Origin of the sequence: Chlorobium sp., assembly GCF_036528655.1 — a bacterium.
Lineage (GTDB): Bacteria > Bacteroidota > Chlorobiia > Chlorobiales > Chlorobiaceae > Chlorobium.
Map to the genome: position 1 here is coordinate 11604 of NZ_JAIGND010000024.1, position 25498 is coordinate 37101.

Here is a 25498-nt window from a genome sequence, read left to right on the forward strand (position 1 = left end):
CAAAGAAAACAGACGGAGTTCCCCGGCCTCACGGAACAACGCAGCTAATCTGTTGCTCGATAACGCTACAGAGGCACCCTTTACTAAAACAGAAAGGAAAAACAGAACGTGCCGCACTACTTCTTCAGAAACAAACTGCATCTGTCGCTTCTCTCCTCGCTCGGAGCCGCGAGCTGGTCAGTATATTTCGATATTCAGGTCAACCTCTGGGCCGTTCTGACGGTCTTCTTTCTGACCTTTTCGATCTACCAGGACAACAGACTTACCGACGAAGGCGAAGACGCGACCAACGACCCCGAAGGGCTGAAAAACGCCCTCCGGCACGAAGCACTTATCACGTACGCGACCTTCTACCTGCTCTCCATGGTCTCGCTCGTCATAGCCTTTCAGTTCGGGCAGTCCGCGTTCCTGACGACAGCAATCGTCATCCTCATCGGTTTTCTCTACAACCACAAATGCTTTCCTGCCTTCCTCTCCCATCGCCTGAACGGAGCCCGGCGGCTGAAAGACATCTACATCGTCAAAAACCTCACCCCTCCAATCGACTGGGCCACAGCACTCGTCTTTCTGCCCCTGTTTTTCGAGGGTCAGGCGCTGTCGCTGAAAGCCTGGATCTGCTGGGGGTATGTGTTTATATGCGCGTTTTTCGTGGAGGTTATGTGGGACATGCGCGACCATCGGGGCGACCTTATCAGCGGCATCAAAACAATCGCCAACACGCTCTCCTTCGCGCAAACGAAGCGGTTTCTCATCGTCACGAGCCTGATAAGCGGACTGCTCCTGCTCTACTTCACCAACGCGGAAAATCTTCCGTCATCCACCCATTTCCTTCTGGCGAACAATGTCGCCGTCATCGTAATCGCAAGCCTGTACAAGGAGAACAAAACGGCCTTCATGCGCAAAATCAGCGACTATACCATTCTTCTGGCCTCCGTGCTCTTTGTCTCCTTCGGGTTGATCGCCTTTTACTCGAACTGACCTATTTTCCTCATCGCAACGGACAACGCCTCCCCGTCCGGGTTCCTCGCCATCCATACATTTTATACAATTTGAATTTTCAACTTTAAAATCGTATAATTTCCTATGATCTATCGAAACATGACAGCAACGCTTCAGCGGTTGGCCAACGCATTTCCTGTTATTGCGATAACCGGACCAAGGCAATCGGGAAAAACAACGCTGGCAAAATCCGTTTTTGCCGGCAAGCCATATGTTACGCTTGAAGATCCGGCAGAACGGGCATTCGCGATGGAAGACCCGAAAGGATTCCTTCAGCGGTTCCGTGATGGAGCCATCTTCGATGAGGCGCAACGCTGGCCTGATCTGTTTTCGTACCTTCAGGGCATGGTTGACGAAGCGCCGGTTCCCGGAAAATTCATCGTAACCGGTTCACAGCAATTCGGACTGCTCTCCGGAGTAAGCCAGTCGCTTGCCGGCCGCGTGGGCATGACCACGCTGCTCCCGTTATCGCTGTCGGAAATACCGGGAGTTGGCGAGCATTCGATATCTCTCGACCATCTGCTCCTGCAGGGATGCTATCCCGCCCTTCATGCCCGAAACATGCTGCATGGCGACTGGTTTTCAAGTTATACGGCAACATATATCGAAAGGGATGTCCGGCAGGTCATAAAAATTCAGGATCTGTCGGTCTTCCAGCGCTTTGTGCGCCTCTGTGCAGGGAGAAACGGACAGATGCTGAACCTGCATGCTCTTGCGGGCGAAACAGGCATTTCCCATACAACCGCCCGTTCATGGCTTTCGGTGCTCGAATCGAGTTACCTTGTTCATCTGCTTCCGCCATACTACAGAAACTTCGGAAAGAGGCTCGTAAAAACGCCGAAGCTCTATTTTATCGATCAGGGTCTTGCCTGCTGGCTTCTTGGCATCCGTTCATCCGAACTTCTTGCCATTCATCCCCTGAGAGGAGCAATTTTTGAATCATGCATCGTCAGCGAATGCCTCAAAGCCCGGTATAACCGAGGACTTCCTGCCGACCTCTACTTCTGGCGCGACAACAACGGGCTCGAAGCCGATATTGTTTTTGAAAGAGGCAGAATGCTTCAGCCGATAGAAATAAAATCAGGCCAGACCATTACCGGCGACTATATCCTCTCAGGCCTCAAAGCCGCACGATTTGCCGCTGACGAGGCGCTTCAGCCCTGGCTGATCTACGGAGGTGACGATTCATACGAAAGAGGCGGGGTAAGCGTCATGAGCTGGCGCGACTGCGCACAATGGGCAGAGCCCTGAACGGAGCGCGCCTGTCGCTTCTATCCGGTTTCTCTTCAATACCTTGCAGACTTATTGTGAATCCGGATCGATGCCCCGGAGTCTCATGCAGCTCCTGCGGAGCTGGATGTGGGAGGAGGGAGCGCTTCTCTACCGACATTGCACCCCTACGGGGTTTGAAGAGGCATGGAGGTTAAATCACGGCGTGAGGCATCCCCTTTTCTCCCGAGTCCCCCAGGGACGACATGCCGGCAGCACATGCAACCCATCCCCACCGGTCCCGACCTGTCGGTTAAAAAAAGAAGCGACACAGGCGCTCTCTCCAAAGTAAACGTTGCCATGGTTATGAACTTGCCCTCAACATACAGTTCCAAAATCAGCACCCTGGAAATGATTATCTTGAACAAAACATGAGAAGTAACGATGACGTAACAATGTTTTGAGCTACATTATTTCCTCAAAAAATAAGGTATTCGATGGAAGCAATAACTGGAGAAGACGATGAACGGGAGGCGCCTGAAACACGATATTATCACCACACAGGAGCAGCTCGCTGAGTATGTCACGCTGACCGATGCAGAGAAAGAGGGAATCTGCAAATGCAGGCCGATAATGCCGATGAAAATCACGAGGCATTATGCAGGGTTGCTGGATCGCGACAATCCTGACGATCCGCTCAGGAAGCTCGCCATTCCTTCAGTTGAAGAGCTGGTACGATACCCGGATGATGAAGCGGTGGATATTCATCGGGACGAGGCCAAATATCAGCCGGTTGAAGGAATCATCCACCGCTATCCGGGCAATGTTTTGCTTATGTACACTACCGCCTGTTTTTCCCACTGCCGTTTTTGCTTCAGGTCGGAGAAAGTCGCTTCAACTCTTGATGGACGGCGGCTCGACAAGGCCATCGGGTATCTTCGAAAAAACGAATCGATCCGTGACGTGATCTTCACGGGCGGTGATCCGATGTACGGAAACCCCGATCGTCTGGAACACGCATTGTATGAAGTTCGCTGCATTCCCCATGTGGAAATCATCCGCATTACTACCCGTGCGCCCATATTCGCTCCGGAAATCTTTACCGATGAGTTGATCAGGATGCTCAGCTGGTTTAAACCCCTCGTCATGATCACCTCTTTTATTCATCCGCGAGAGTTGAGTGACGAGGTGTGCAGCGTGCTCGACCGACTTTCCGATGCCGGAATCGTGCTTCTCCAGCAGGGGCCGATACTCAAGGGCATCAACGACGATGTGAACACCCTGAGAACGCTGTACGAAAAACTGGTTCAGCATCGCACTATGCCCTACTACGCGACCTGGGGCATCGTTTCTCCCGGCAACCGCCACTTCACGCTCGACGGCGAAAGCGCACGCAAGCTGATAAGGCAGCTGGAAAACACCACCTCCGGCTTCTGCATTCCGCATCTCAGCACCCTCGATCAGAACAATAACAAGACCCGCTCTATCGGATGAAGCGGCCATCGATAAGCCGTGCTTCCAGACAAACTTCGGCGTCAGGGTCTTTTTCCTCGACGCCAACTCCCTTTCCTGCTGCCGGATCACAGAAACATTTCCGTTATTCCCCTCTTCAACCAACACCTGCTCAATATTGCATCTAATCAGTCTTGAGCTTTCATCGGGAGTTAACGGGCAAAGACAAAAGTGTTCGGCCTATTTCAGCATCGTCCTGAGGCGCAACATCAAATCTTTACAATGATTTACATTGCTTTACAGCGGCCCCTACTCTACGAATCAACAAGCCTATGGAGTTTTTGAAAAGGCATGGTCGCTAAATCCCGATGCGGGAGACATCCGCTTTTCTCCTCAGTCCCGTAGGGACGACATACCGGTAGCACAAACAACCCATCCCCTACCAGACTCTTGTGTCGAGCCTCATCCACCGCTACGTTTCCGGGGCAAAACGACCTCCTGAATCCCGAAGCCGAACGAATCGTTCAGGCAGTTTTCCGGAGTGCAAGGGCGACAAAAAAACCGTTTCGCATTTCGCGGAACGTGTAAACTATTCTTTAGAAGTATGTTAGAGTATTTTTACTTACAGATCAGTGTCTCAAAGTCGCCTATAGGTCAGTCACTCCTCCTCAGTGTCGCTGGCACGCTCATGAAACCCACTGCATGCGCACAATGAAAGCGATGACAACCTTCTACAAGCATATATCTGTAATCTGGATCGTTTGAGGTGGCCGCCTTAACCGGCTCCACCGCTTCGTCTGCAACGAACCAACGAAGTAAGCGAATCACCCTCTCTTTCGCGGTAGCACCGGTTTCTCTGTCGTCGCAAAAGACGCCCCTCAATCGTGCTCTCTCAGTTAAAGGCTCAACGCTGGCTATTGGAACAATAAGAATCTCTCCGTCTACTGGTGCCGCACTATAACATTCACGGTTCGGTCGAAAACCGACAGCGCCCGCCTCGGCGAGCCATTCGTCGTCTATCTCATACTCCAATTGATGGTGTCGGTACTTCATCTTCTATATGCATAACGTGAAGTTGAGCGGACTGCGCGGCTTTTCGCGCAGGTCCGCTCGAACGTAATGTTAGAGATCACTTTGCAGGGGCAAAGGATGCCGATTTGTTTGGTGCGATTGCATAGGAGAACGTAATTTCGTCCTTAGAGCTGCCGTGACCACGACTCTGGAGCTTCTCGATCTTGGTGGCGAGGTAGTAACCGGCAGTGTTCTGCCAAATAGCGATTTCACCAAGTCGTGGACTCCTTACTCGGGAAGATGTGTCATACGCTGACGCATCGGTGATATCGGCAATGCTCTCCGCCCCAAGTGCGAGCGCGACAGACCGAATGCTCGGCGGATCAGTGTATGCGTGGATAGAACTATTGCCTCCGCGAGACCAAGCAGTCTCAAATGCCATATCGCCAGCACCGACGACATACCGTCCGTTGTTGTTCGAGTAGTCGAAAACCACTGTGCCGGCAAGAGACGGTGACACGTACCGCTCGGGGCCAAAAGATATGAGTGGTGGAGTCGGAGTAGGTGCTGAGAGAAAAGGGTTCGCTCCGAGTGGTGGTCTAGGCTTTACTCCTTGGCCATGGATGTCGCGAAGGAGCTCCGCATACTTTGACTCGTATGCAAGATCATCGCGAAAATCAACGTATACGCGCGAGGAGAGGAAGATTGGAACCAGCTGCGCTAGCGTATTTGCCCGGATTATTGGGATGATGCGGTCTGCGGTGACGTTCTGCATCATTTGGGCTGTGAGAATCATTTTTTCGTAGCCAACGCAGCCGGTGCCAGCGTTAGCTTTTTCAACGTATTGGCTTGTGCAGATGGACAGAACACGATCTGCGGCTGTTAGCCCTGACTCCATGAAACGAGGTAGATCATCACCGAGTGTGAGATCCCATTGATCAAGGAGGATGTCTACGCCATTAGCAACAAGCCTTGTTGCCAGCTTAAGCACCCAGTCCTTGTGCAAATCGCTGTCGTGAGAATATGAAACGAACACCTTCGGTGGGAGAGAAGTCATTCCGGCTCCGTGATGATGAGTGGTGAGCTCTAACAATGTTTAGACTGATCTGCCTAATTCAGGAAAAGCAGAAGGCTTCTTTCTGTATAAGACAATTTCAAATTTATAATCACAGACCAGCCAATTAATTATCCAAAAAAGGCTTACCGGCAGTTACAAATATTTAAACCTTAAATTCCGGAACGACATTCTCTTCATTTACTTTTCACCCCGACATGACACAGATTTTAGACAACTCCTGATGTCGGTATCACTGACGGACTGGACCCTCGTCGAACGGGCTTCACCACTCCGCATACCTAATAAGTACTCAAAGCAAACATCGTCCCTTAATTCTGTCCCGGCCACGTTCACTCGACCGCAGGGCGAGTGAACGCTTCAATCAGCCGCCGCGTTTAGCGGTCGGCTGTATCGACTTGTTAAATTTGAACTTTTCCGCAACGTATTTTGCAGAGTTTTCAATGTATGGAAACACTGTGCTTTCATTGATATTTAATAGGTCCAGCTCTTTCAATATAGCTTTTTTGTTCGCGATGGTGATTCTTGATACCTTAATTTCCGCAGTTCCCTCTTCATCAAATACTGCGTCTAACCCAAACAAAAGAAATGCTCCAGACTGAGAAGAGATTCTATCGTTGCTCTGTTTTCCTTTTACGCAAATTATTTTTCGCAAATCATCGGGGATTATGATTGGCTCGAAGAACGGCTTTTCTTCTCTGATAAAGTGCAGCAATCGCCTGATTGGTGGTTGTTCATTAAAACCCTCTTCTTCAAACTTTATTGATTCCTTCTCAGATTGCGGTAAGCGAGCTAAATTAGTAATACAGCTAGCCACATCGGAATCGAAGTACTTAATGTCTTTTCGTTTCATTGAGAAAACAATTACTTCCCCGTCTTCGTCGACGGATGACTTGCACGCGAAATAGAGGGCAATTAAAGGGTTTGATGTTATATCGAGAAGTCTCGTTGGTAATGAGTAATGCTGCATCCTCACAAGACTATCAAGCGTGTAAACGTCTGATTGAAAGTCAGCGGAGTTGGAGACTAATAGCTCTCTGTATAAAATATGCTCATTGTCTTTATAAAGGTAATTTCCTTCTTCATCTTTCCTAAACAGTGAAGGCTCTAATTTGTACTTCTTCTTATTTGAGTGACCACGGTAAAACACTTCGTAACCATCTGTCTGCTCAAGGCCCAAAACCTTGCCAATAAACCCCTGAACCTTAGTGACCTTCGGGTTTGAGCTTCTTTCAGTGGTGGGTCGTTCCTGCTTAGTGATTTTTGTTTGCTTGTCAGGCGGGAGAATTCCTCGATCTCGAAATCTCTGGAATAGGTCTTCGTCTTTAACCGCCCAATGAGTCCTATTCATTTCCCAGCCACGGATATCCAGCAATGTGGCGATCGGTTGGATTTGGGAAAATGGTATTGGTTCGATGTCTTGTTCGAACTCAAACTCTATGAGAAGGTTGCGTCCACGTTCTTTAATAGATGTCAGATAACCAACTCGGACATCTGAATTTTCCCCTTCATAAGCAAATAGACAAGGGTAGCTTTTCAGATTTTCAATATGAGCGTCGCTTAACTCTTTTAAAGCAGACGCAATGGTCTCATTCGTATATTCAAGGAAGCGACTTTTATCATACTCATAAAACCCTTCATCCCAAGCGCCATCCATCGCGGTTACTAGTAGGTTGTACATGGGATGATCGATTCCTTAAAAATTTAACGTAAACGTAACCGGCCTTGCGCGGCTTTATGCGCAAGGTCCGTTTTGACCGCCGGGTTAGGGCTTGGGCGGCTTGGACTTTGCAGAGCCATGGCCGAAATGCTCGGATAAAGGTTCTTCATTGTGATGAACGATCTCTCCGGTTTTTGGGTCTTTGACAATTTCTCTGTACAGATTCTTGTCTTTGTCGATGACCCGCTCTTTGGTCATCCATTTGTTATCGGACTTTCTCAAGTCATCGCCAGCGAATACGTCGACGCGCGGATTCTTCTTGAACGGCATTTTCACGTTTTTCGCCTTGGCCCGGAGACTGTCGTGAATCTCAAGCCCGATGTTCTCAACAGCATTCAAACCGATTGATTTCTTAACCGACCCACATTGTGAACATAGATGTTCTGGCGCAGGATGATGGGCCCATTCTTTAGGAAGAGAAGCACCACAATCCATGCACGAAACGGTAATGGTCATGTCGTCGCTCATGAGTGAAAGCCCTATCGTCGCAAATCCCCGGCGGCAAAAAGCAGCGCGACGAAGGAGCAGCGCTTTTTGCTATCCGAGTGAATGCGATTGTTAGATCATGCTTTTGTTTACTAAATTCCAATAGTGCGCCCCGAGCACTGTTAGTTTGCAACCAGTTGAGTTCATGGCGGCATAATACATATGCTCTTCGTCTATTGGCTTAACTAAATTTATTCGGCTGTACTTTTGTAACAATGAAAATATTTCTGTGTTTTGTTCGTCTGGCGTATCTGATGTTGGTTCGAAGCTAGGGTCCAGAGGAAAATTAAACGTAGGGTCAGGGAAAAGCTTGTTTATCTGCCTCAGGTCATCAAGCGCAATTGGCGGCTGGACCTCACGCAAAGAAATAAATCTCTTTACGTTTGTCTTAAAAATTGGTCTTTGCTCCCAAGGGCCTAGAGACTGATCGATGTGTGCATATACGCTACCTGGCGTAATATCACCAACAAGATTTGAGGCGCTGCCATTTAAGGCGTCTACGAACAACGACGTGAAAACACCAGAACCACCTGATTCGATTGAATACTGATCTTTTGCCGATGCTGTAAGTATTGTTACACCTTCACTCAAGAATGCTTTGTCTTGTGCGCTTGACGGGCTTCCGACCAATCCGGAATGACAGCAATCTAAGATAACTACCTTATTTTTTGCCTTTGATGCATTTGCAATAGTCAGCAACTCATCCATTGAAAAGCCATCATCTCCATCGGTACATTCTGATGTAATAAGATAACCTCCCGTTGACTCAATGTACCCATGACCGGAAAAATAGAATAGCGCAATATCAGCGTCATCTCTAAACAGCTCAGTCACAAGGTCTTTAATCTGTCGCCTTTCAATCTTAGAAGTGGAATCTGAGGAAACAATTGTATTGACGCCAAAATTGGGCGAGCCATCTCCATGCCTTTCAAGAACATTTTTTACTGCGTATGCATCGTTTACACAACCATGCAAACGACTAACGTTCTCGTAATAGTCTATTCCGACGACAAGTGCCTTTCTCATGATTCACCTAAATTGAGTATTCCCGGACAGCTTTCACAATCGATGCGCTTTGCCACTTAACCACTGCATCCGCATTATCTTTGACTATCTTTGAGGTTTTTTCCGAAGCCCAAGGTTCAATTGCGATCAGAGGCTTTGAGTAGACCTGTTTTGCTATCTCAATCTCTTTGTTTATCCACTTTGAGTAAGTGCTATATACACCAGCCAACATGACGACACAATTTGCGAACCTCATCTGGTTTTGAATCGCAGCATAAAGAGCCATATCGTTTGGAGCATTATGAATAGGGTCATTTTTTGGAACGGAGTAGTCTACCCACTGAAAATTTGGATGCTCGTTGAAGAACAAAACCAACTTGTCATACGCATCTCCATAGGCCCATGAATGGCTAATAAATAGCCGGTATGTCTTATGCACTGGCATATTAACTTCTCCTTTTTCAATTGGTTGGTTTCGCACTGCACTGATCTAACAATGTTTAGACTGATCTGTCTAATTCAGGATAAGCAGAAAGCTGCTTTCTGTATAAGAAAATTTCACATTCACACTCACAGACCAGCCAACTTATTAATTATATGAAACTTAAACGCATTAACAAATATTTAAATCTGTCGGTTTATAAATGGGAGATATCTTCTTTGCACCTCGAAAATCATGAATAAGTCAGTGCGTATCGCTCAGTCGCGAAACCGCTTGGTCAAACTCTTCGAAATCCCGGATATGGGCAGTAGCAATGGCAAGCTCGGCTGCGTAACCCTGAGAATTGAACGACGCAACGACTCAAGTTTCTGTTCAATTAACGGCCAATCCATGCTTCCCTCCGCTCCTTGAGAATTCTTCTCTGATAAGGCACAAAATCCTCCTGGTTATAAAGATGTTTGAGCAATAACTCGGCATAGAGCGTATTGCTGCCAACTATTCTTCGTCCTCCTGCTATGATCTGGCCAAGCAGAGGCTCTCCAACTGTTGACAGGTCGATCAGATCAACAGGGCGGCCTAAAGCTTCTGCAAGGTCTGCAATCAGTTTCATGGTTTCATCTGTGTCGAGCGGATGATCCGCACCGACCGCCAGATCGAGATCGCTTTCACAATGAGCGGTACCTTTGGCCAATGAGCCAAACAAAAGCGCCAAACGGATGGTGTTATGCCGTTCAAGCACTTTCCGGATCTGAATGTCAATTGACTCGGTCGCCATGCGCTTATCTTCTGTTCCCATAATTCTCCACCTCCTCGATAACAAAGTATGACTACCTTTGAAATATATTCAATGCGCCTCACTCAATCAGTGCGTCGCGCATCACAACACAAAAAAAGCCAATCCCGCCTCATCAAATGATGTGGCTTTCCCCGTGCGTCAAGTCTCTATACTCGTAGCGTATAGCTTTATCGTTTTGAAGTTTTCAAAAACTTATACCAGCACAATACGGCTTACTACCCGCAAAACACAATATTCTATTCTATGCTATTGCACTGCGTCCCGTACTCTCTCGTACTCCCTTATTCAAGCATTATTGACACGTTTCCCCAACTTGGAAACCGAACATCTGAATTAAGCAACCTACTCGGCTTTTCGGCAGGTCCGCTCGAATGTTGGATTAGGCCTTTACACATGGCCATCTGGATCAGCCCCAGGGTGATTTGTCCAGTCGCAAACACCGCAACTTACATAATAGTCACCATCCGGCGGAATGAGTAGATCGTAGTGCGTTCTTACATCACGCGAGTTACAAAGCGGACATTCTTTTCTCTTGTCTGTGCGACTTCTTTCGAGAATCTGTATGAAGTGACTGGTGAGCGTCTGGCAAGCGTTGATTGCAATAGACGATGCAGTCTTATTCGCGCTTCTCGTGTGAGTTAGCCAGTTAACGAGTTGCCAAGTGGCCTTGGCCGTATTCTTCAAATGCTGCCGCAACTCCTTGTTAGCACCGCCTACACACAACTGGTTCATCAGGACTTCGGTCCAATCGTTGAAATTGGAATCCTGCGGACGTTCAATTTCTTTCGGAATTTCAGTATGACGCCGAAGTGCACCGACAAGTGATATCAGGCTTTCCCTCAGTAACATGCCTACTGCCTGATATTCTTCTACCTCCAGCGCGCTGTCATGCCTGTCGCTAGCTTGCTCTCCACGCCTAAGCACCTCGTCAAATGCGCTTGGGTCATCGGCGCTGACTCGCCCGGAACGGCTTTTTAGGCGAGCCATTAGACCAATATGGAAGGACAGCGTGTAGTCGAGACTTGGAAAGTGCTTCTGGGAATAAAGATTAGTAGAATTCGTAATGACCCACCAGCGAGCCTTATCGGTGATGACATCCCAAATGTCGTGTGCCTCACCTAAAACGATCTCACGCTTGATCCTTTCCAAGTGCTGGACGGTTTCATCTTGCGCTTCAATTTCCACATATCGAGCGATCTCCATTTCTGAGTGAGGATCACGTTCAACTGCGTAGCGATCAAGTTCGCCAGGCGGGACCGGATGTTCGTGTATGAGGCTTTCACCCTCCGGACGATCATCAGAATTCTCGTATTCAGCAGCCATCGATTCTCTCAAGAGGTCTAATATTAATTATATAGTTTCGTATAAGAAAATGTGTTATTGATCTGTGTTCTTATGCTTTATTCAAGAATTGATTTCGTAATTAACAAGCCAAAGCATAAACCAATCAATACGTAAATCAAGTAAGAAGCATCATAATCCCGAATCTCGGCTCAGAACAAATCACAGTTTAGCTTGTTACTGAGCGCTTATATTATACCGCCAAACAAGGAGCACTATTTTTTCAAAAAACCAAGACCAGAAATTATTCCATCACTCTATACCAGCATGAGCAATGAGCAATTCAATGATTTCGGTATACCCAAACTCTTTGGCATATTTTAAAGGCGTATAGCCGCGACCATCTAAAACATTGACCTCAGCATTCCCATCCTCTATCAACAAACGAGCAATACTAATAGCATTCTTATTAACAGCAATATGCAATAATGTTTGTTTATTAAAATTAGCAATATTTGCATTTGCACCATAAGATAACAACAAACGTACAACCTCAGGATTATTACACTCAACAGCAATTAATAATGGCGTCCACTCTGGCGGCAATATAATCGCATTAACATCAGCAGAATTAGCAATCAAACCCCTAAGCCGATTAAGTTCACCTTTAATAATCGAATCAAAAAAATCATTATCCATAACTTGACATCTTATTAATTTAAGGTCTTATAAAAAAAATTATGCATCATATTATTTTAATCCAATAAATTATCTAGTAAACCATCAATATCAACCGAAGTCTCAACTATGGTCTCAAAAAGATCCATCAATGCCCTTTGCTCTTCAGCATACACAAATTCCAACTGATTTTTATCAGACAAAATTGCAAAACAAACATATTCAACGTGATAATGCTCTTCATATTCACCAGAGAATCGTCTTACTCTTTCCTCATAGACAGCTATATTTTTACCCTTATATTCAGTAAAATAGTATCTTGGCACATAGACATCCCTATATACCGAAATCGCTTGCGGAGGAGTAGATAGATACCACTTCAAATCACCGCAAACTGTTAGCCTATTTAATTCAACTAATAGTTCTATAATTTTTTTCTTATTCATAAACCTATAGAATTATTTTTTCATTTTTGCTTTGTCTTAACATTTCACCAATAAAACATATTGACCCATATGCATCCCAACATATTTTATCTATTGATGTATCAAAGTCAGAATATGATGCAAGATATTTAACAATCTCCTCTTTATCTTCACCAATAGCTGTTTTTTTCAATTTTATCATTATCCCCTTTGCTCTCGCAAAACATTTCAGCAAAGAAACACCTGTGTTTTTATCTTTTAATAAAAGATATATCTCCCTAGCAAGTTCATCCAAATCTTTATTTATCTCAAAAATGCGAACATTTTTTATATAATGATTTTTTATGGCATAGGTCTGCATAAAAACCAATATCCCAAGCAAAAACGAACCGATTGATAATATAATAGACAAATTATCAATCGCATTTGAATCAAACCATTTATAATACAGCAAATCCATCATATATAATTGAAAAAATATTAGGAGATGTCCTTCAGAAACGACAATAAAGGCATTTTGAAGGTAAGGCTACCCCTCGGAAGCTGCCCCCCCATGCGCCTCAACCCTCTCCGCCCACTCAATCAGCTTCTTCTCATCCATACCCTCCCATGATTCGACCTTGCCGGTGAGCGCCTGTTCGATGAAGGCGTTCTCGATCACTGTTATATCTGATGAAAAGATGTAGTCGTCGAGGGCTGCGTCGTCGTGGGGCTGAAAAGCGAAATACGGCACATCCGGCTTGCCGTCGTTGAAGAGAAAGAGCTTTTCGTCGGGGTCGAGATCCTCGTTCTCTTCGAGCGATTCGCTCTCTTTGGCGATCTCTTTTATCTCAGCGTAATGCTTCAGCGAGAACTCGATGGGGCCGAGCAGGGGGTCGTACACCCGACAATCCACGCTGATCAACCCTTCGTCCGTCAGGACATAGAGCATGCGTCCGAACTGCGAGTATCCCCCGTCGACAAGGATCGGCGCCGCGATGGCTTTCAGGAGGTTGAGCGCTGTATTTCTGTCCATTTTTTGCACCAATAGGTTTCAGTGTTAACACTGTGCAAAATACGAATCAATTCACTCAATAATGTAATTGTGGCGGCGTAGGCCTGACTGATTTTCAGAAAAGGTTTCCGGATGGTAAGTTGCAGGCATGAACAAGGGGAACAAAACGAACATCGAGCTTACCGAGAACCGGGTTTTCGAAAAAAGCGTATTCGGCTCGGAAAACCCGCTCGGCGGCGTGTACGAGGAGTGCCGTTTTCTCGGCTGCGGCTTCACCAACGCGGAGCTTTCGGGCGTGACCTTCAGGAACTGCACCTTCGAGGGGTGCGATTTCAGTCTGGCGAAGATGAAAAACCTGAGCCTGCAGGAGGTGCTCTTCAGGGAGTGCAAGCTGCTCGGCGTGCAGTTCGGCGAGTGCAGGACCTTTCTTCTCGAACTGCGCTTCGAAAGCTGCATGATGAAACTCACGACCTTTCTCAGGCTCAGCCTGAAAGAGACCGTGTTCAATAACTGCGATCTTCAGGAGGCGGACTTCACCGAAGCCGACCTCACGGGTGCCTCTTTTGCCGGGAGCGACCTCCTGAAAGCCTTCTTTCACCACACGAACCTCGAAAAAGCGGATTTCCGCACGGCCTTCAACTACTCCATCAACCCCGAAGCCAACCGCCTCCGCAAAGCGCGCTTCGCCCTGCCGGGGGTCGTCGGCCTGCTCGACACCTACGGCATCGAGATCGAGTAGGTTCGGCATCTGCAGCGTTCGCCGATGCCCCTGGGGCCATGAAGGAGATTCCCTCTGCCCGTCGCAATCCTGAACCCGACCGGCCGGCAAATGGTCCGGAAAACGGGGAAATAACCCCGATACGGGCTTTGTATATCGGCAATAATCGTTATCCTGCAGGCTTCACCATGCACCTGCGCAGCCAACATAACCGGAGTAACCCCGCCATGTACCGTTCCGTCAACCGCATTGAAGTTCGCGCCTGGAATCGCACCGTGGGAGCCGTTACCCTGGATGCCGCTTCCGGCTGCTGCATTTTCGAATACGACCCCTCGTGGCAGGCCGGAGGCATCGAGCTCGCACCGCTGACCATGCCGCTCGCAGAGACCGTCCACACCTTTCCGCTGCTCCCGGAAGCCGCCTTCATGCGCCTCCCCGGCCTGCTTGCCGACTCCATCCCCGATAGGTTCGCCAGCAGGCTCATCGAGACCTATCTGGCAAAGGAGGGACTCTCCCCCGAGGCGATCACGCCGCTTGACCGGCTCGCTTACATGGGCAGCAGCGGCATGGGCGCGCTGGAGTTCCGCCCTGTGCGCGGCCCGCGCTTTTCGAAACCGAAGGAACTGGAAATAGACCATCTGGTAGCCGCATCGAACGCAGCGCTTGCGGGAAATTTCCACAATGACCGTGAAGCCGAAGCCGGAACAGCAAACCTCTTCCAGGTCGGCACGTCGGCCGGAGGCGAACAGCCGAAAGCCGTTATCTCGTGGAACGAGGAAACCGACGAGATCCGCTCGGGTCAACTGCCTGCCGGACCGGGTTTCGAGCACTGGATCATCAAGCTCGACGGCGTTGGCGTGGAGGATGAAGCGGCAAACGACTGCTCTGCAGGACGCATAGAGTACGCCTATTCGATGATGGCAAAAGCGGCTGGCATAGCCATGACGGAGTGCTGCCTGCTCGAGGAGAACGGAAGGGCGCACTTCATGACCCGCCGTTTCGACCGCAGGGAGGGCGAAAAACTGCATATGCAGAGCCTCTGCGCCCTGCGCCATCTCGACTTCACCCGGAGGGACGCCCACGATTACGACCGGTATTTCGAAACCGCCGGGGCGCTCGGGCTTCCGGAAACGGCCATGCAGGAGGCATTCCGGCGTATGGTGTTCAACGTGCTTGCGGCCAACTGCGACGATCACACCCGGCAGCTCTCGTTCCTCATGGACCCGGACGGCAACTGGTCGCTCTCCCCGGCCTGCGGCCTGACGCACGCGTTCACCCCTTACGGAGAGTGGAAGTTCCGGCACCGGATGTCGGTCAACGGGAAGTTCAGCGACAGTTCACGAGAGGATTTCGATATGGTCGGAAGGCGCTTCACGGTGCCGGACCATGAAAGCATCATAAGCGAAGTGGCCGAAGCCGTCGGGCGCTGGCCGGAGTTCGCCGCTGCCGCAAGGATTTCGCCCGAAGCCGCGCTCCGCATCCGGCAGGATTTTCCGGATAGAACCGCTGCCCCCTGAAATCCCGAAAACGGGGCGGCGGCGCTACCCGATCACAGTTCACCAGCCTGGCAGCACGAGGCCACTGAATCGTCCGACTGTTTGTTCAGCAGAAAATAAAGTGCAACGCCTATACCGATCGTCAGCACTCCGGCTGCCCCGACAAGCGGTCTGCTGGAGATCGTAAAAACGACAACCCAGAGGTTTCCGGCAATGAAAAGCAACGGCGTAAAGGGATAGCCGAATGTCCGGTAAGGACGGGGCAGGTCTGGCTCTTTCAAACGTAAACGCATCAACCCCAGCACCGTCAGCATAGCCGACAATGAAAGCGTAAAGCCGATATAAACGAGCAGCACTTCAAAGGCAGCCGTAAGAACCATGACAATGGCAATTGCCGCCTGAAAAAAAATCGAATATGCCGGTGTATGATGTACAGCATCGACCTGTCCGAAGGTGCTGAAAAAAAGGCCATCGCGTGCCATGGCATAATAGACCCTGGAACCGGTCATAATCATGGCGCTGACAACCGAGAGAAGACCGAAAGCGATGGCCATGCCGAAAAAGGAGCCGATGCCCTTGCCGAATAGGGCTGTCGCAGCCCCTAGTCCCACCTCAAGCAGTCCGGTCATGCGTTCGGGGGGCAACGCATAGAGATAGAGAAGATTCAGCAGCATATAGAGCAGCGTTACGATCGCCGTTCCGATAAGCAGCGCAAGGGGAAGGGTCCTTTCGGGATTTTTGATTTCTCCGCCAAGATAGGCTGTGGCATTCCATCCGCTGTAAGCGAAACTCACAAAAATCAGCGCCACGGCGAAATCACCCCACGGCATTGCATCCCCCTCTCCTGCAGAGAGCAGAGCCAAACGGGACGGATCGCCTTGACCCAAACCGAAACCGGCAACAACGAAAAGCAGGATGAAGGCGATTTTGAAGGCCGTCAGAAAATTCTGAACGCGCTGGCCCAGATGCAGGCTGTGGTAATGAACCAGCGAAAACGTCACGATGGCAGCAATAGCCAGAACAGACACTGGCGAGATGCCCAGCAACCGGAAATCGAACAGGTCGATAACGAACAGCGGTTCGTCGCCTCCTCCCAGCAGATAGGTCGCAAAGGCAATTGAGGCCGCCGCAATGGGAGCCGAAAACCCGACAATGAGCGAAATCCATCCCGAAACAAAACCGGGCAGCGCTCCAAAGCTCCGGCGCAGATAGATGTACTCCCCGCCTGCATGAGGCAGCATGGCCCCAAGTTCGCCGTAACAGAGAGCTCCCGCCAAAGCAAAGAGCCCTCCGATAACCCAGCAGGCAAGAAGAGCCTGCGGACTCCCGACCTCACCGAGGATAAAACCCGAGGAGGTAAATACGCCGGTACCGATCATATTGGCAATCACCAGAACGATTGCGGCAGGAAGAGCAATTTCCCGCTTCAGTCCGCCGGTGAAACTGTTTTTCATCTGAGAAAATCCCCTACGTAGACAAGATGCGCGAATGGAAGCTTATCCGGGCCCAGCTGCCCGACAATGGTATCGAGCGTAGCTTTGATTACCTTTTCCTCTTTTCGGAATCCCGCGTCAGCCACGATAGCGATAGGCGTGTCGCCGGGATAACTCGTTTTGAGTTCAGCAACAAGCTCCGGAATACTTCTGTTCATGAAAAACACCATGGAGGAACGGCTCTCGGCAAGCTTTTTCACGTGATCGCTGTTACCTGCCCCTCCTTTCGATGAAGTCAGGATAACCGCCCTGCCTTCCCCGCCGATAACTCCGCGCTGAAGAGCCGCATTGGCTGCATTGAAACTTGAGATACCCGGCACGACGATCGGCTTGAGGTCCTCGAACTCTTTCAGATAGCCGGAATGCGGCCCATAAACCAGGGGATCGCCGTTATCGAGCACCACGACGTTTCTGCCTGCGCCAACGGCTTCGCGAATCACTTTGCGAGCCTGGGCTTCAAGCTTGGCGGGGTCTTCATGCCTTCTGCGATTGTCCTTGTCTTTATCGCCTTCCTTACCTTTCGCATGCTTTGCAGCCCGTTCAGCCTTGCCATCCGCTTTCCTGTTATCGTTTTCTGCGCGATCTCGCTTCCAGAACAATCCATGTCCTGCGGGATATAGCTTCTTGCCTTTCAACAAATCACCATATCTTTTATCGGCGCCCTCCGGCTGCATGGTAAAAACAATATCCGCCTGGGTAATCACCTTGTGTGCACGAATGGTCATATTGTCGAGGTCACCGGTACCGGTACTCACCAGAAACAGATGCCCATGGCCGGGAGGCAAACCCTCGTGCGCATGCGCGGGCATTACCTGGCCAATCCCGATTGCGCACAGCATGGCTAACGCCGAAAAAGCTGTTTTTGTTTTTTTCATTTCTGACATTCCACAACCCTCCTGTCTATTTGTTAATTGATACATGTTTGTTCACCAAAGCAACCTTAAAAGCGATAGGAAGCAACAAGGCGGAGGTCACGGCCAGGCTCATAGATAACGGTATCTCCGCTCTCTATAGAAGCCTGATCGCTGTATCGCCGATCGAGCAGGTTGTTGACAACCATCGAAAAACTGACTCCGTCGAGACCTTCCGGCAGCCATTCTGCCTGCAGGTCATGCAGCACATAACCCGGCCGGTCGAGCGCGCCTTTTTTAATCGCTCCCACGGCCGTAAGGGTATAGCCGAATATCAGATTGCCGGACGCCCTCCAGCGGGTATCCCATATCATGCGGTCACCTGTAGATGCACCCTTGCGCCGGGTTATGGCGAGAGGATTGCCATACTGGTCTTCGGTATCGACATGGGAGTACCCCAAGGTCGAACTGAAACTACGCGAACTCCAGCTTCCGCGAACCTCCCATCCTGACGATATGACCGGGTCGTCATTGTAGAAACCGCTAACCGGCCTGCCTTGGGTACCACCGATCTGCATGATCAGATTGTTGATTTTCGTCTTGAAAAGGGTGCCCGTTATGCTAAAATTATCGCCGGAAGCGACAAGCCCGCTACCAGAATACCGCAGGCCGATCTCGCGCTGCAACGACCTCTCAGGCTCAAAAGGCTTGCCGTAGCTGTTTTTACCTGTCTGGGTATTGAATGTTGGAGTCGCCGATGCATTCGCGAGCCACTGAACCGGAATGATGCCGGTACTGCGCACAGCCTCGCCATAACCGGCATGGGCCGTCAGCCCGCGCGACAGCTCAAGCTCCACGCCTGCACTCGGCGACCACTCCCCTCCGCTCACCATCATACCCCCGAAAGCGGTTTCATAATCATCGTAACGGGCACCGAAAGAGATCCCCACCGGCCCGATGCCCATCCTGTGCCGAACAAAAAAACCGAGGTTTTCCGCCTTGTTATCGGTACCGGTCTGCACTCCCTGATTGCGATGAGTCCCCTCTTCGGAATAGTAATCAGCCCCGACGGTCAGCCGGTGGCTGGTTCCGGCAAGGTCAAACAACGCCGTATTGCGCACCTGACCTCCTGTACCCTCGCTCTCGGTTTCCGTGCCGGAATCGCGGTTTTTCAGGTACAGATTGTTCTTGTACAGATTAAAGCGCCAGTCGACCAGCCTGCTGCCGGGCATGCGGTACCGATGGTCAAAAACATAGGTTTCACGCTCACTCTCCTGGTAATAAAGAGTTGCGCTCTCGTCATACCCCGCATCACCCGCTCCCCAGCGATACAGGCCACTGTTTGTATTTTTTTCCGCGCTTACCCGAACGCTATGACCAGCCTTATCGAGCACACTGAGCTTAAGGAAATAGTCCCTGTCCTTGCCGGCCGAGCCATGAACATCTTCGCCGCCCCCTGCCCGATAGTCGCCGCTATTTTCAGCGGAAACATGCGCAAGAACTCCAAGCCAGCCGCCAACCAGTCCGTATGCGGCGGCAGAACCTCGCCATGAATCATCGACTGTGGCATAGCCGTTCTTCAGCATAAATCCGGAACTTCTTCCCGGATAGAGCAGGTCCTGTGCATCCACGGTTTCAAAGGCGATACTTCCGCCCAGCGCTCCGGCACCATTATCGGCGACGGGGCCGGGCGCCACAACGACGCTCTTCAGAAGATCCGGATCGATGCCGCCCGCATTTCCCCGATGCTGGAACAGGTTCCTTCCCTGGGTGGCGCCGTCTATCGTAATGTTGAGGTTTGTGCCTTCCACGCCTCTCAGATATATCCGCTGGGCACTTCTCGCTCCCCCGCCAACGGTTACCGATGGTTCGGCGGCAAACACGTCCTTGATATCCCTTGACTGGCTGCGCCTGACCTTTTCAAGGGAAACGGTTCGCTTGCCGGCCTCAAGCGAATCTGCCGTTACGGAAATTTTTTCCAGAGAGAATGACGACTCATTGGGGGCTCCATAAGCCCTTGAAACCGGCACGCTCAACACAACAAGCAGGGTGAAAAGCAGTTTTGCCAACCTGCAGCTTCTGTCTTCTTGCATATGCTCCTCGATTTTTTTATCGGCCTTTCCCATATTCCTCTGCAAGCACAAAAAACGCCTTCCTGAAAACAAAACTTAATTAAACTAAGTTAAAATAGAAACAAAAACACAAGATCAAAACACTATTTTATATACACATACAGCACCATATAAGCATATGTCGATAACCGGGATACATAACGCTTAGGGAGCGATGCGGCACGTGCAGGGTAAAACAGAAGAGGCTGTCCCGATTTTGCCTTCGGGACAGCCTCTTTGCGAAAAGGGTATGATGGGGCGTAGGCTCTCGTCAGCTGACAGTCGCCTGTTCTCCGGATGGAATCGCACCGACATGCCACGCCTTCACCGATTGCTGCGCGTCCCACATGGCGCGGTATCTGCCTCCCGCCGCCAGAAGTTCCCGATGACTGCCCGTCTCGGCAAGCCTGCCCTCTTCCATTACCAGTATCCGGTCGGCGCCGACGATGGTCGACAGGCGGTGAGCGATGACAATGACGGTCTTGTCCTGAACAAGCGTGTCGATGGCCCGCTGCACTGCCAACTCGCTTTCAGTGTCAAGAGCCGCTGTAGGTTCATCGAGAATGACGATGGGAGCATTCTTGAGTAAAGCGCGTGCTATGGAAATACGCTGACGCTCCCCTCCGGAAAGCCGACCGCCGATATCTCCCAGGGGGGTGTTCAACCCCTGGGGCAGGCGCTCGATGAACTCCAGGCATTGTGCCGCCCGAAGCGCAGCCTCGACCTCCGCTTCGCTTGCATCGGGACGCGCCATACGGACATTTGCCAGAACCGTATCGTCAAACAGGTAAACATCCTGGAATACCACGGAAATCAGGGAGTTGAGCTCGTCTGGAGGAATTGTGCGTATATCGACGCCCCCAATGAGCACCCTGCCGGCCTGGGGATCCGCATGACGCAGCAGAAGACGGGTAAGGGTGGTTTTGCCCGAACCTGATGGCCCGACAAGCGCAGTGAGGCTGCGCGCGGACAGGAGTGCGGTGAAGTCGGTAACCGAGGGAGTCGATGCCTGTACATACCTGAACGTGACCCGCTCGAACATCACGTCATGGCTCTCCGGCCGGGCTGCAGCGGGCTTCTGGGGCAGAGCTGGAACAGCAAGCATCGTTTCGATACGTTCGAGTGCAGCTTCGATCAGCTCCAGTATGGCCGTGTAAACAACAAAGGTGGCAAGTGGATCGGCAAAACGTACGACAATTACGAACACTGCGGCAAGTATGGCTATATCGAGCGTCCCCCCCAGTACCCACACGACACCGAGAGCGAAAATAAGCATGAGGCCGACTTCGACAATGCTGGTTACCAGAATATCGGGCTTCGAACTTTTTCTGTGCCCGAGCGTCTGAATCTGTTCAAGGTGCTCGAAACCGGCCTGAAGACGCGCGGCTTTCAAGCCGGCGCTGCAGGACGCTCGCAATACGGAAATACCCTGGGTATATTCAACGATATCGGCGCTGGTCCGCTCATGGGCGTCAGCCAGCAATCGCATATTCGCTCCGAAAACAGGTCGACGCCAGCGATAGAGCGGAACGATGGCCGGGAACATGAGCAAAAGCGCGATACCCAGGCGCCAATCGAACGCCATCAGGAACAGTGCCGTGGCAAACGGTGTAACAAGTGCAACCAGAATAAGATTGAGAATGAGCAGGGTATAATTAAGATTCTCATCGACATTGCCGAGCAGAGTTGCGTTCATTTCCCCGGCTCGCTTGTCCTGAATGGCTTCAAGCGGCATACGGCGCAACTGTTCACCCAGCAGGGTACGCAAATCGTGGGTTGCCTCGGCCATGCTGCCATCATAGTCGAAAGCCTGAGCCCGCCAGCGGAAAACCGTTGCCGCAATCATAAGGCAACTCATGGCAATCAGCCAGAACCTGGCCGCATCCGCATCCGGCCTGCTGAGGACGGCAATGAACAGCGGTACGATGCAGCCAAGAGCAAGCCCCTGCAGGGCTGCCGCAAGAAAAAGGCCGATGAGACTTTTGCGCAATGCGGGGCCTCGGCTGCCGACGCTTCGGAGCAGCTGCCGATATGTTTCCCGCCAGGGGGTAATCGGACGAATCGGATTGTTCATGACTTTCATATAGTTGCTGTTTGCTGATTGTCGCCGGATATCGTGCTGCCGGCAAGCGCCCATATCTGAGCCTGTTCAAAGCTGCGCCAGAGTCTTGCGTACGTACCATTCGCAACCACGAGATCTTCATGGCGTCCCGCCTCTGCCAGCCGGCCTTTATCGAAAACCAGTATCTGATCGGCATCCCTGATGGTCGCCAGCCGGTGCGCCACCATGATGACCGTCTTTCCCCGCATCAGTTCCGACAACGCAACCACCAGTGCGGCCTCGTTTTCCGGATCGGCATAAGCGGTAGCTTCGTCGAGCACCAGAATTGGCCTGTTCTGCAGAATGGCCCGCGCTATGGTTATGCGCTGGCGCTGGCCTCCGGAGAGGAAAACCCCCCGCTCACCGGCCAGCGTATCGTAACCCTGAGGCAAAGCCTGAATGAAATCGTGAGCCTGGGCGGCTTTCGCCGCCGCCATGACCGCGTCCATGTCGGCATCCGGCACACCAAGGCGGATGTTTGCGGCAATAGTGTCGGCAAAGAGAAAGGTATCCTGGAAAACAAAAGCCACCTGCTGCATGAGCAGATCGGAAGCTATCCTGCCGACATCGGCGCCCCCGATCAGAATCCGGCCGGAGGTGACATCCCAGAACCGCGGAATGAGCCTGGCAACCGTACTCTTGCCTGCTCCGGAGGGGCCGACCAGGGCCGCAACACTTCCGGAGGGAACCGTAAAACTCACATCGACGAGAGCATCCTCATCGCCCTTGCCGTACCGGAAGCTTACGTTCTCGAAACATACGCTGGCGTCTGCGGGAAACAGTTCGGCGCCGGAGGCCGGCACTGGCAGATCAGGAATATTCATAACCTCGTAAATACGGGCGATACTGAGTTTCACCTTGTCAATCATGTGACCGAGCATCATCATCGGCATCATGGCTTCGGCCATGCCCGTACCGATCAGCAGCACCGCAAGCCAATGTGCGAAAGAGAGGGTATCCTGCCATATCAGCCACGTACCCAGCCAGAGCAATACCGCAAGAGTCGGCATGGGATTGAGTACCGCAAATGAAAACCGTGCCGGAAAGCCACTCTCCCGATACCAGCGGGTCAGCATCTCCAGATAGCCTTCGAGTGCCTGCTGGTATCGCCCAAAGGTTGCCTTGCCGCTATCGAACGTTCGGACAACCGGCATGGCCTGAACAAATTCGATGATCGAGGCGCTGACCCGCTCTCTCGCCTCATTGTACAGCCTTACCATCTCGGTGCGGTTGCGCATAGCAAGACTCAGGATGCCAAAACCGAAAACCAGGACGGTTGTCGCTCCAAGGGCAAGCCGCCAGTCAAGCCAGAGGAGCATGCACAGGGTCATGACCGGAGCGGCGTAGGCACGGGCATAAAGCGGCGTACTGTCTGCAACGAAAACATGCAGGGCCTTCACATCATCATAGAGAACCTTGGAGAGCGCCCCTGCGCCCGCAGCCTCTATATCGCCCATGGAAACACGGGCCAGATGGTCGCTGATATTCATCCGCAATATTTTTTCCAGCCTGAAAGCCGCATAATGGGACTGGTCGAAAGAGGTCTTGCGCAACACGAAGGAGAGTACCGTACAACCCAGAGCGGCGACCATAACCGGCAATGGCAGCTTGCCGGGTGATTCCAGAAGCTGACGGACGGTCAGGGCCAGCAGGCCCATTGCCGCCAGCCCGGAAACAACCGCACCGACCGATAACGCCATGGCAAAGCGGATCTGTGCGCGGACCGGATGCATGATGAACCATTCGCCATGACGCTCATTCGCCGACGGGACAGGAATGGTTGCCGACACGTTGGCTGAATCAGCCTGGATACGGAAATCAACAGATGACATAACTGTTTTTTTAATCTTCGTTTACGGAGTCTATACGGGCCTCTGGCCCGACGGTATTGCTATTGTAATCATCAAGGCATGGCTGCGGGCCATTGTAGCGAAAAGAGAGATAAACCATTGCCAAACCGAAAGATGCCGCCAGCCAAAGCACCGGCAGGTAACCAACCCTTCCTGCCAGGGCGGTGCCTGCGGCGACGGCAACAATACTGAACAACATGTACATGCTGTATTGCAGCGAGTAGTCGGTGGCAGGACTTTCAAGGGAGGAATGCTCCATCATCAGGGTGCTGATCACCGCCACAACGGGGTTGTAGAACAGAAAATAGAGCCCGACCGCCGCCATCACAGCCAGCTCGCCGGTCTGCCCCTGAACAGGCACAAGAAGAGCCAGAATACCGGGGATCTGGAAAAGCGCCGCACCGATCATGACTGGCCGGAGCCCATACCGGCGAATCAGATAACCTGTCGCAAGAGCGGAAGGGATGCCGAACAGGCTTCCGATAACATTGACCACGAAACCGATTCGGTCCAGAGCCCATCCGGCATCCACCAGAATGGGTGTAATGAGCGCATAACCCAGACTGACTCCCATAGGATAGAAGAGCAGCATAAGCAGCCAAAGGCCGCCCTCCGGGAACTGCCAGATGGTCCATATCCGCCGGATGACTGAGGTAACGGGCAGAGTCCGGACGTGACGGACCGGCTCGCGAAACAACACGACCTGAACCAGAGAAATCATGGTCCCGGCAGCAAGAATGGCGATGCTGCCCTGCCAGCCGAAGTAAGGGTAAACCATCAGCACGCCGCCAGCGCCCAGGAGGTTGCCAAGCAGGCCGCCGGCAACCTGCAAACCGTTGCCGACTCCTCGATCCACTTGCGTCAGCAGCAGACAGGCGAGTCCGTCGGTTGCGATATCCTGGGTTGCAGAAAAAAATGCCAGCAACAGGCAGAGCATGAAAACATTGAAAAAATCGGATACCGGATCGAGACTGCCGATGGCCAGAAGAGTCAGGACCATACCACCCTGCATCAGCAGCAGCCATCCCCGGAAATGGCCGGCCCTGGCGAAGCCGACCCTGTCAACCAGAGGCGCCCAGAGAAATTTCAGGGCCCATACCAGGCCAAGCAGGTAGATCACGCTGACCCGTTCAAGGGATGCCCCCCCGGCCCGAAGGATAGCTACCAGCGAAACCAGAAAGAAACCAAGGCCAAGATACTGGGTAACGTAAAGGCTGCCCAGAAGATACCAGGCTGCAACAGGCAGATTCTTTTGTGCGGACCCGACCGGCATCTTACGTTTCCCGGAGTGCGGCACCGGCTCCG

The 25498-nt window shown here is 51.3% G+C and carries 22 protein-coding genes; 5 read left to right on the forward strand and 17 right to left on the reverse strand.

Annotated elements, in window-relative coordinates:
• Positions 1-108: 108 nt before the first annotated feature.
• From K4305_RS06830 to K4305_RS06840, 3 genes are all read left to right on the forward strand, one after another.
• On the forward strand, positions 109-978 hold the full coding sequence (locus tag K4305_RS06830; RefSeq protein WP_331561657.1) for a UbiA family prenyltransferase: 870 nt from the start codon (positions 109-111) through the stop codon (positions 976-978).
• A 105-nt stretch (positions 979-1083) separates the two neighbouring features.
• Positions 1084-2250 (forward strand): ATP-binding protein, encoded by a 1167-nt coding sequence (locus tag K4305_RS06835; RefSeq protein ID WP_331561658.1) that lies wholly within the window; start codon positions 1084-1086, stop codon positions 2248-2250.
• Positions 2251-2730: 480 nt separating this feature from the next.
• Positions 2731-3702: a KamA family radical SAM protein gene (locus K4305_RS06840; RefSeq protein WP_331561659.1), complete on the forward strand. Its 972-nt coding sequence runs from the start codon at positions 2731-2733 to the stop codon at positions 3700-3702.
• Positions 3703-4789: 1087 nt separating this feature from the next.
• Here the strand turns inward: K4305_RS06840 and K4305_RS06845 are convergent.
• The 11 genes from K4305_RS06845 to K4305_RS06895 all read right to left on the reverse strand — a co-directional run bounded on the left by K4305_RS06845 (position 4790) and on the right by K4305_RS06895 (position 13594).
• A complete protein-coding gene (locus K4305_RS06845; protein WP_331561660.1) occupies positions 4790-5728 on the reverse strand; it encodes a toll/interleukin-1 receptor domain-containing protein in 939 nt (312 codons plus the stop codon).
• A gap of 382 nt (positions 5729-6110) precedes the next feature.
• Positions 6111-7403 (reverse strand): FRG domain-containing protein, encoded by a 1293-nt coding sequence (locus K4305_RS06850; protein ID WP_331561661.1) that lies wholly within the window; start codon positions 7401-7403, stop codon positions 6111-6113.
• A gap of 108 nt (positions 7404-7511) precedes the next feature.
• Positions 7512-7934, reverse strand: a complete 423-nt coding sequence (locus K4305_RS06855; protein ID WP_331561662.1) for a hypothetical protein — start codon at positions 7932-7934, stop codon at positions 7512-7514.
• 90 nt (positions 7935-8024) lie between these two features.
• Complete coding sequence (locus K4305_RS06860; protein ID WP_331561663.1) at positions 8025-8978, reverse strand: caspase family protein; 954 nt, start codon at positions 8976-8978, stop codon at positions 8025-8027.
• Between the two features lie 7 nt (positions 8979-8985).
• Positions 8986-9402 (reverse strand): TIR domain-containing protein, encoded by a 417-nt coding sequence (locus K4305_RS06865; protein ID WP_331561664.1) that lies wholly within the window; start codon positions 9400-9402, stop codon positions 8986-8988.
• Between the two features lie 373 nt (positions 9403-9775).
• Positions 9776-10195 carry a type VII toxin-antitoxin system MntA family adenylyltransferase antitoxin gene (gene mntA / locus K4305_RS06870; protein WP_442880433.1) on the reverse strand — a complete coding sequence of 140 codons (420 nt, stop codon included), beginning with the start codon at positions 10193-10195 and terminating at the stop codon, positions 9776-9778.
• A 387-nt stretch (positions 10196-10582) separates the two neighbouring features.
• Positions 10583-11518 carry a hypothetical protein gene (locus tag K4305_RS06875; protein ID WP_331561666.1) on the reverse strand — a complete coding sequence of 312 codons (936 nt, stop codon included), beginning with the start codon at positions 11516-11518 and terminating at the stop codon, positions 10583-10585.
• A gap of 270 nt (positions 11519-11788) precedes the next feature.
• A complete protein-coding gene (locus tag K4305_RS06880) occupies positions 11789-12175 on the reverse strand; it encodes an ankyrin repeat domain-containing protein (RefSeq protein WP_331561667.1) in 387 nt (128 codons plus the stop codon).
• Between the two features lie 56 nt (positions 12176-12231).
• On the reverse strand, positions 12232-12600 hold the full coding sequence (locus tag K4305_RS06885) for a hypothetical protein (protein WP_331561668.1): 369 nt from the start codon (positions 12598-12600) through the stop codon (positions 12232-12234).
• 4 nt (positions 12601-12604) lie between these two features.
• The gene (locus tag K4305_RS06890; protein ID WP_331561669.1) at positions 12605-13042 is read right to left on the reverse strand and encodes a hypothetical protein; all 438 of its coding nucleotides are present in this window, start codon (positions 13040-13042) and stop codon (positions 12605-12607) included.
• 66 nt (positions 13043-13108) lie between these two features.
• A complete protein-coding gene (locus K4305_RS06895; RefSeq protein WP_331561670.1) occupies positions 13109-13594 on the reverse strand; it encodes a hypothetical protein in 486 nt (161 codons plus the stop codon).
• A 127-nt stretch (positions 13595-13721) separates the two neighbouring features.
• Here K4305_RS06895 and K4305_RS06900 point away from each other — a divergent pair, with 127 nt between their 5' ends.
• Together K4305_RS06900 and K4305_RS06905 are read left to right on the forward strand one after the other, a co-directional pair.
• Positions 13722-14312 (forward strand): pentapeptide repeat-containing protein, encoded by a 591-nt coding sequence (locus K4305_RS06900; protein WP_331561671.1) that lies wholly within the window; start codon positions 13722-13724, stop codon positions 14310-14312.
• A 38-nt stretch (positions 14313-14350) separates the two neighbouring features.
• A complete protein-coding gene (locus K4305_RS06905; protein WP_331561672.1) occupies positions 14351-15808 on the forward strand; it encodes a type II toxin-antitoxin system HipA family toxin in 1458 nt (485 codons plus the stop codon).
• A gap of 32 nt (positions 15809-15840) precedes the next feature.
• Here the strand turns inward: K4305_RS06905 and K4305_RS06910 are convergent, their stop codons facing one another.
• The 6 genes from K4305_RS06910 to K4305_RS06935 all read right to left on the reverse strand — a co-directional run bounded on the left by K4305_RS06910 (position 15841) and on the right by K4305_RS06935 (position 25466).
• Positions 15841-17241 carry an APC family permease gene (locus K4305_RS06910; RefSeq protein WP_331561673.1) on the reverse strand — a complete coding sequence of 467 codons (1401 nt, stop codon included), beginning with the start codon at positions 17239-17241 and terminating at the stop codon, positions 15841-15843.
• Positions 17238-18164, reverse strand: a complete 927-nt coding sequence (locus K4305_RS06915; RefSeq protein WP_331561674.1) for an SAM-dependent methyltransferase — start codon at positions 18162-18164, stop codon at positions 17238-17240. Before K4305_RS06915 ends, K4305_RS06910 begins: the two co-directional genes overlap by 4 nt.
• 56 nt (positions 18165-18220) lie before the next feature.
• On the reverse strand, positions 18221-20224 hold the full coding sequence (locus K4305_RS06920) for a TonB-dependent receptor domain-containing protein (RefSeq protein WP_331561675.1): 2004 nt from the start codon (positions 20222-20224) through the stop codon (positions 18221-18223).
• 289 nt (positions 20225-20513) lie between these two features.
• Complete coding sequence (locus tag K4305_RS06925; protein WP_331561676.1) at positions 20514-22325, reverse strand: ABC transporter ATP-binding protein; 1812 nt, start codon at positions 22323-22325, stop codon at positions 20514-20516.
• Complete coding sequence (locus tag K4305_RS06930) at positions 22322-24076, reverse strand: ABC transporter ATP-binding protein (protein ID WP_442880434.1); 1755 nt, start codon at positions 24074-24076, stop codon at positions 22322-22324. Before K4305_RS06930 ends, K4305_RS06925 begins: the two co-directional genes overlap by 4 nt.
• A 109-nt stretch (positions 24077-24185) precedes the next feature.
• Positions 24186-25466, reverse strand: coding sequence for an MFS transporter (locus tag K4305_RS06935; protein WP_331561679.1), 1281 nt, complete (start codon positions 25464-25466; stop codon positions 24186-24188).
• Positions 25467-25498: the final 32 nt, after the last annotated feature.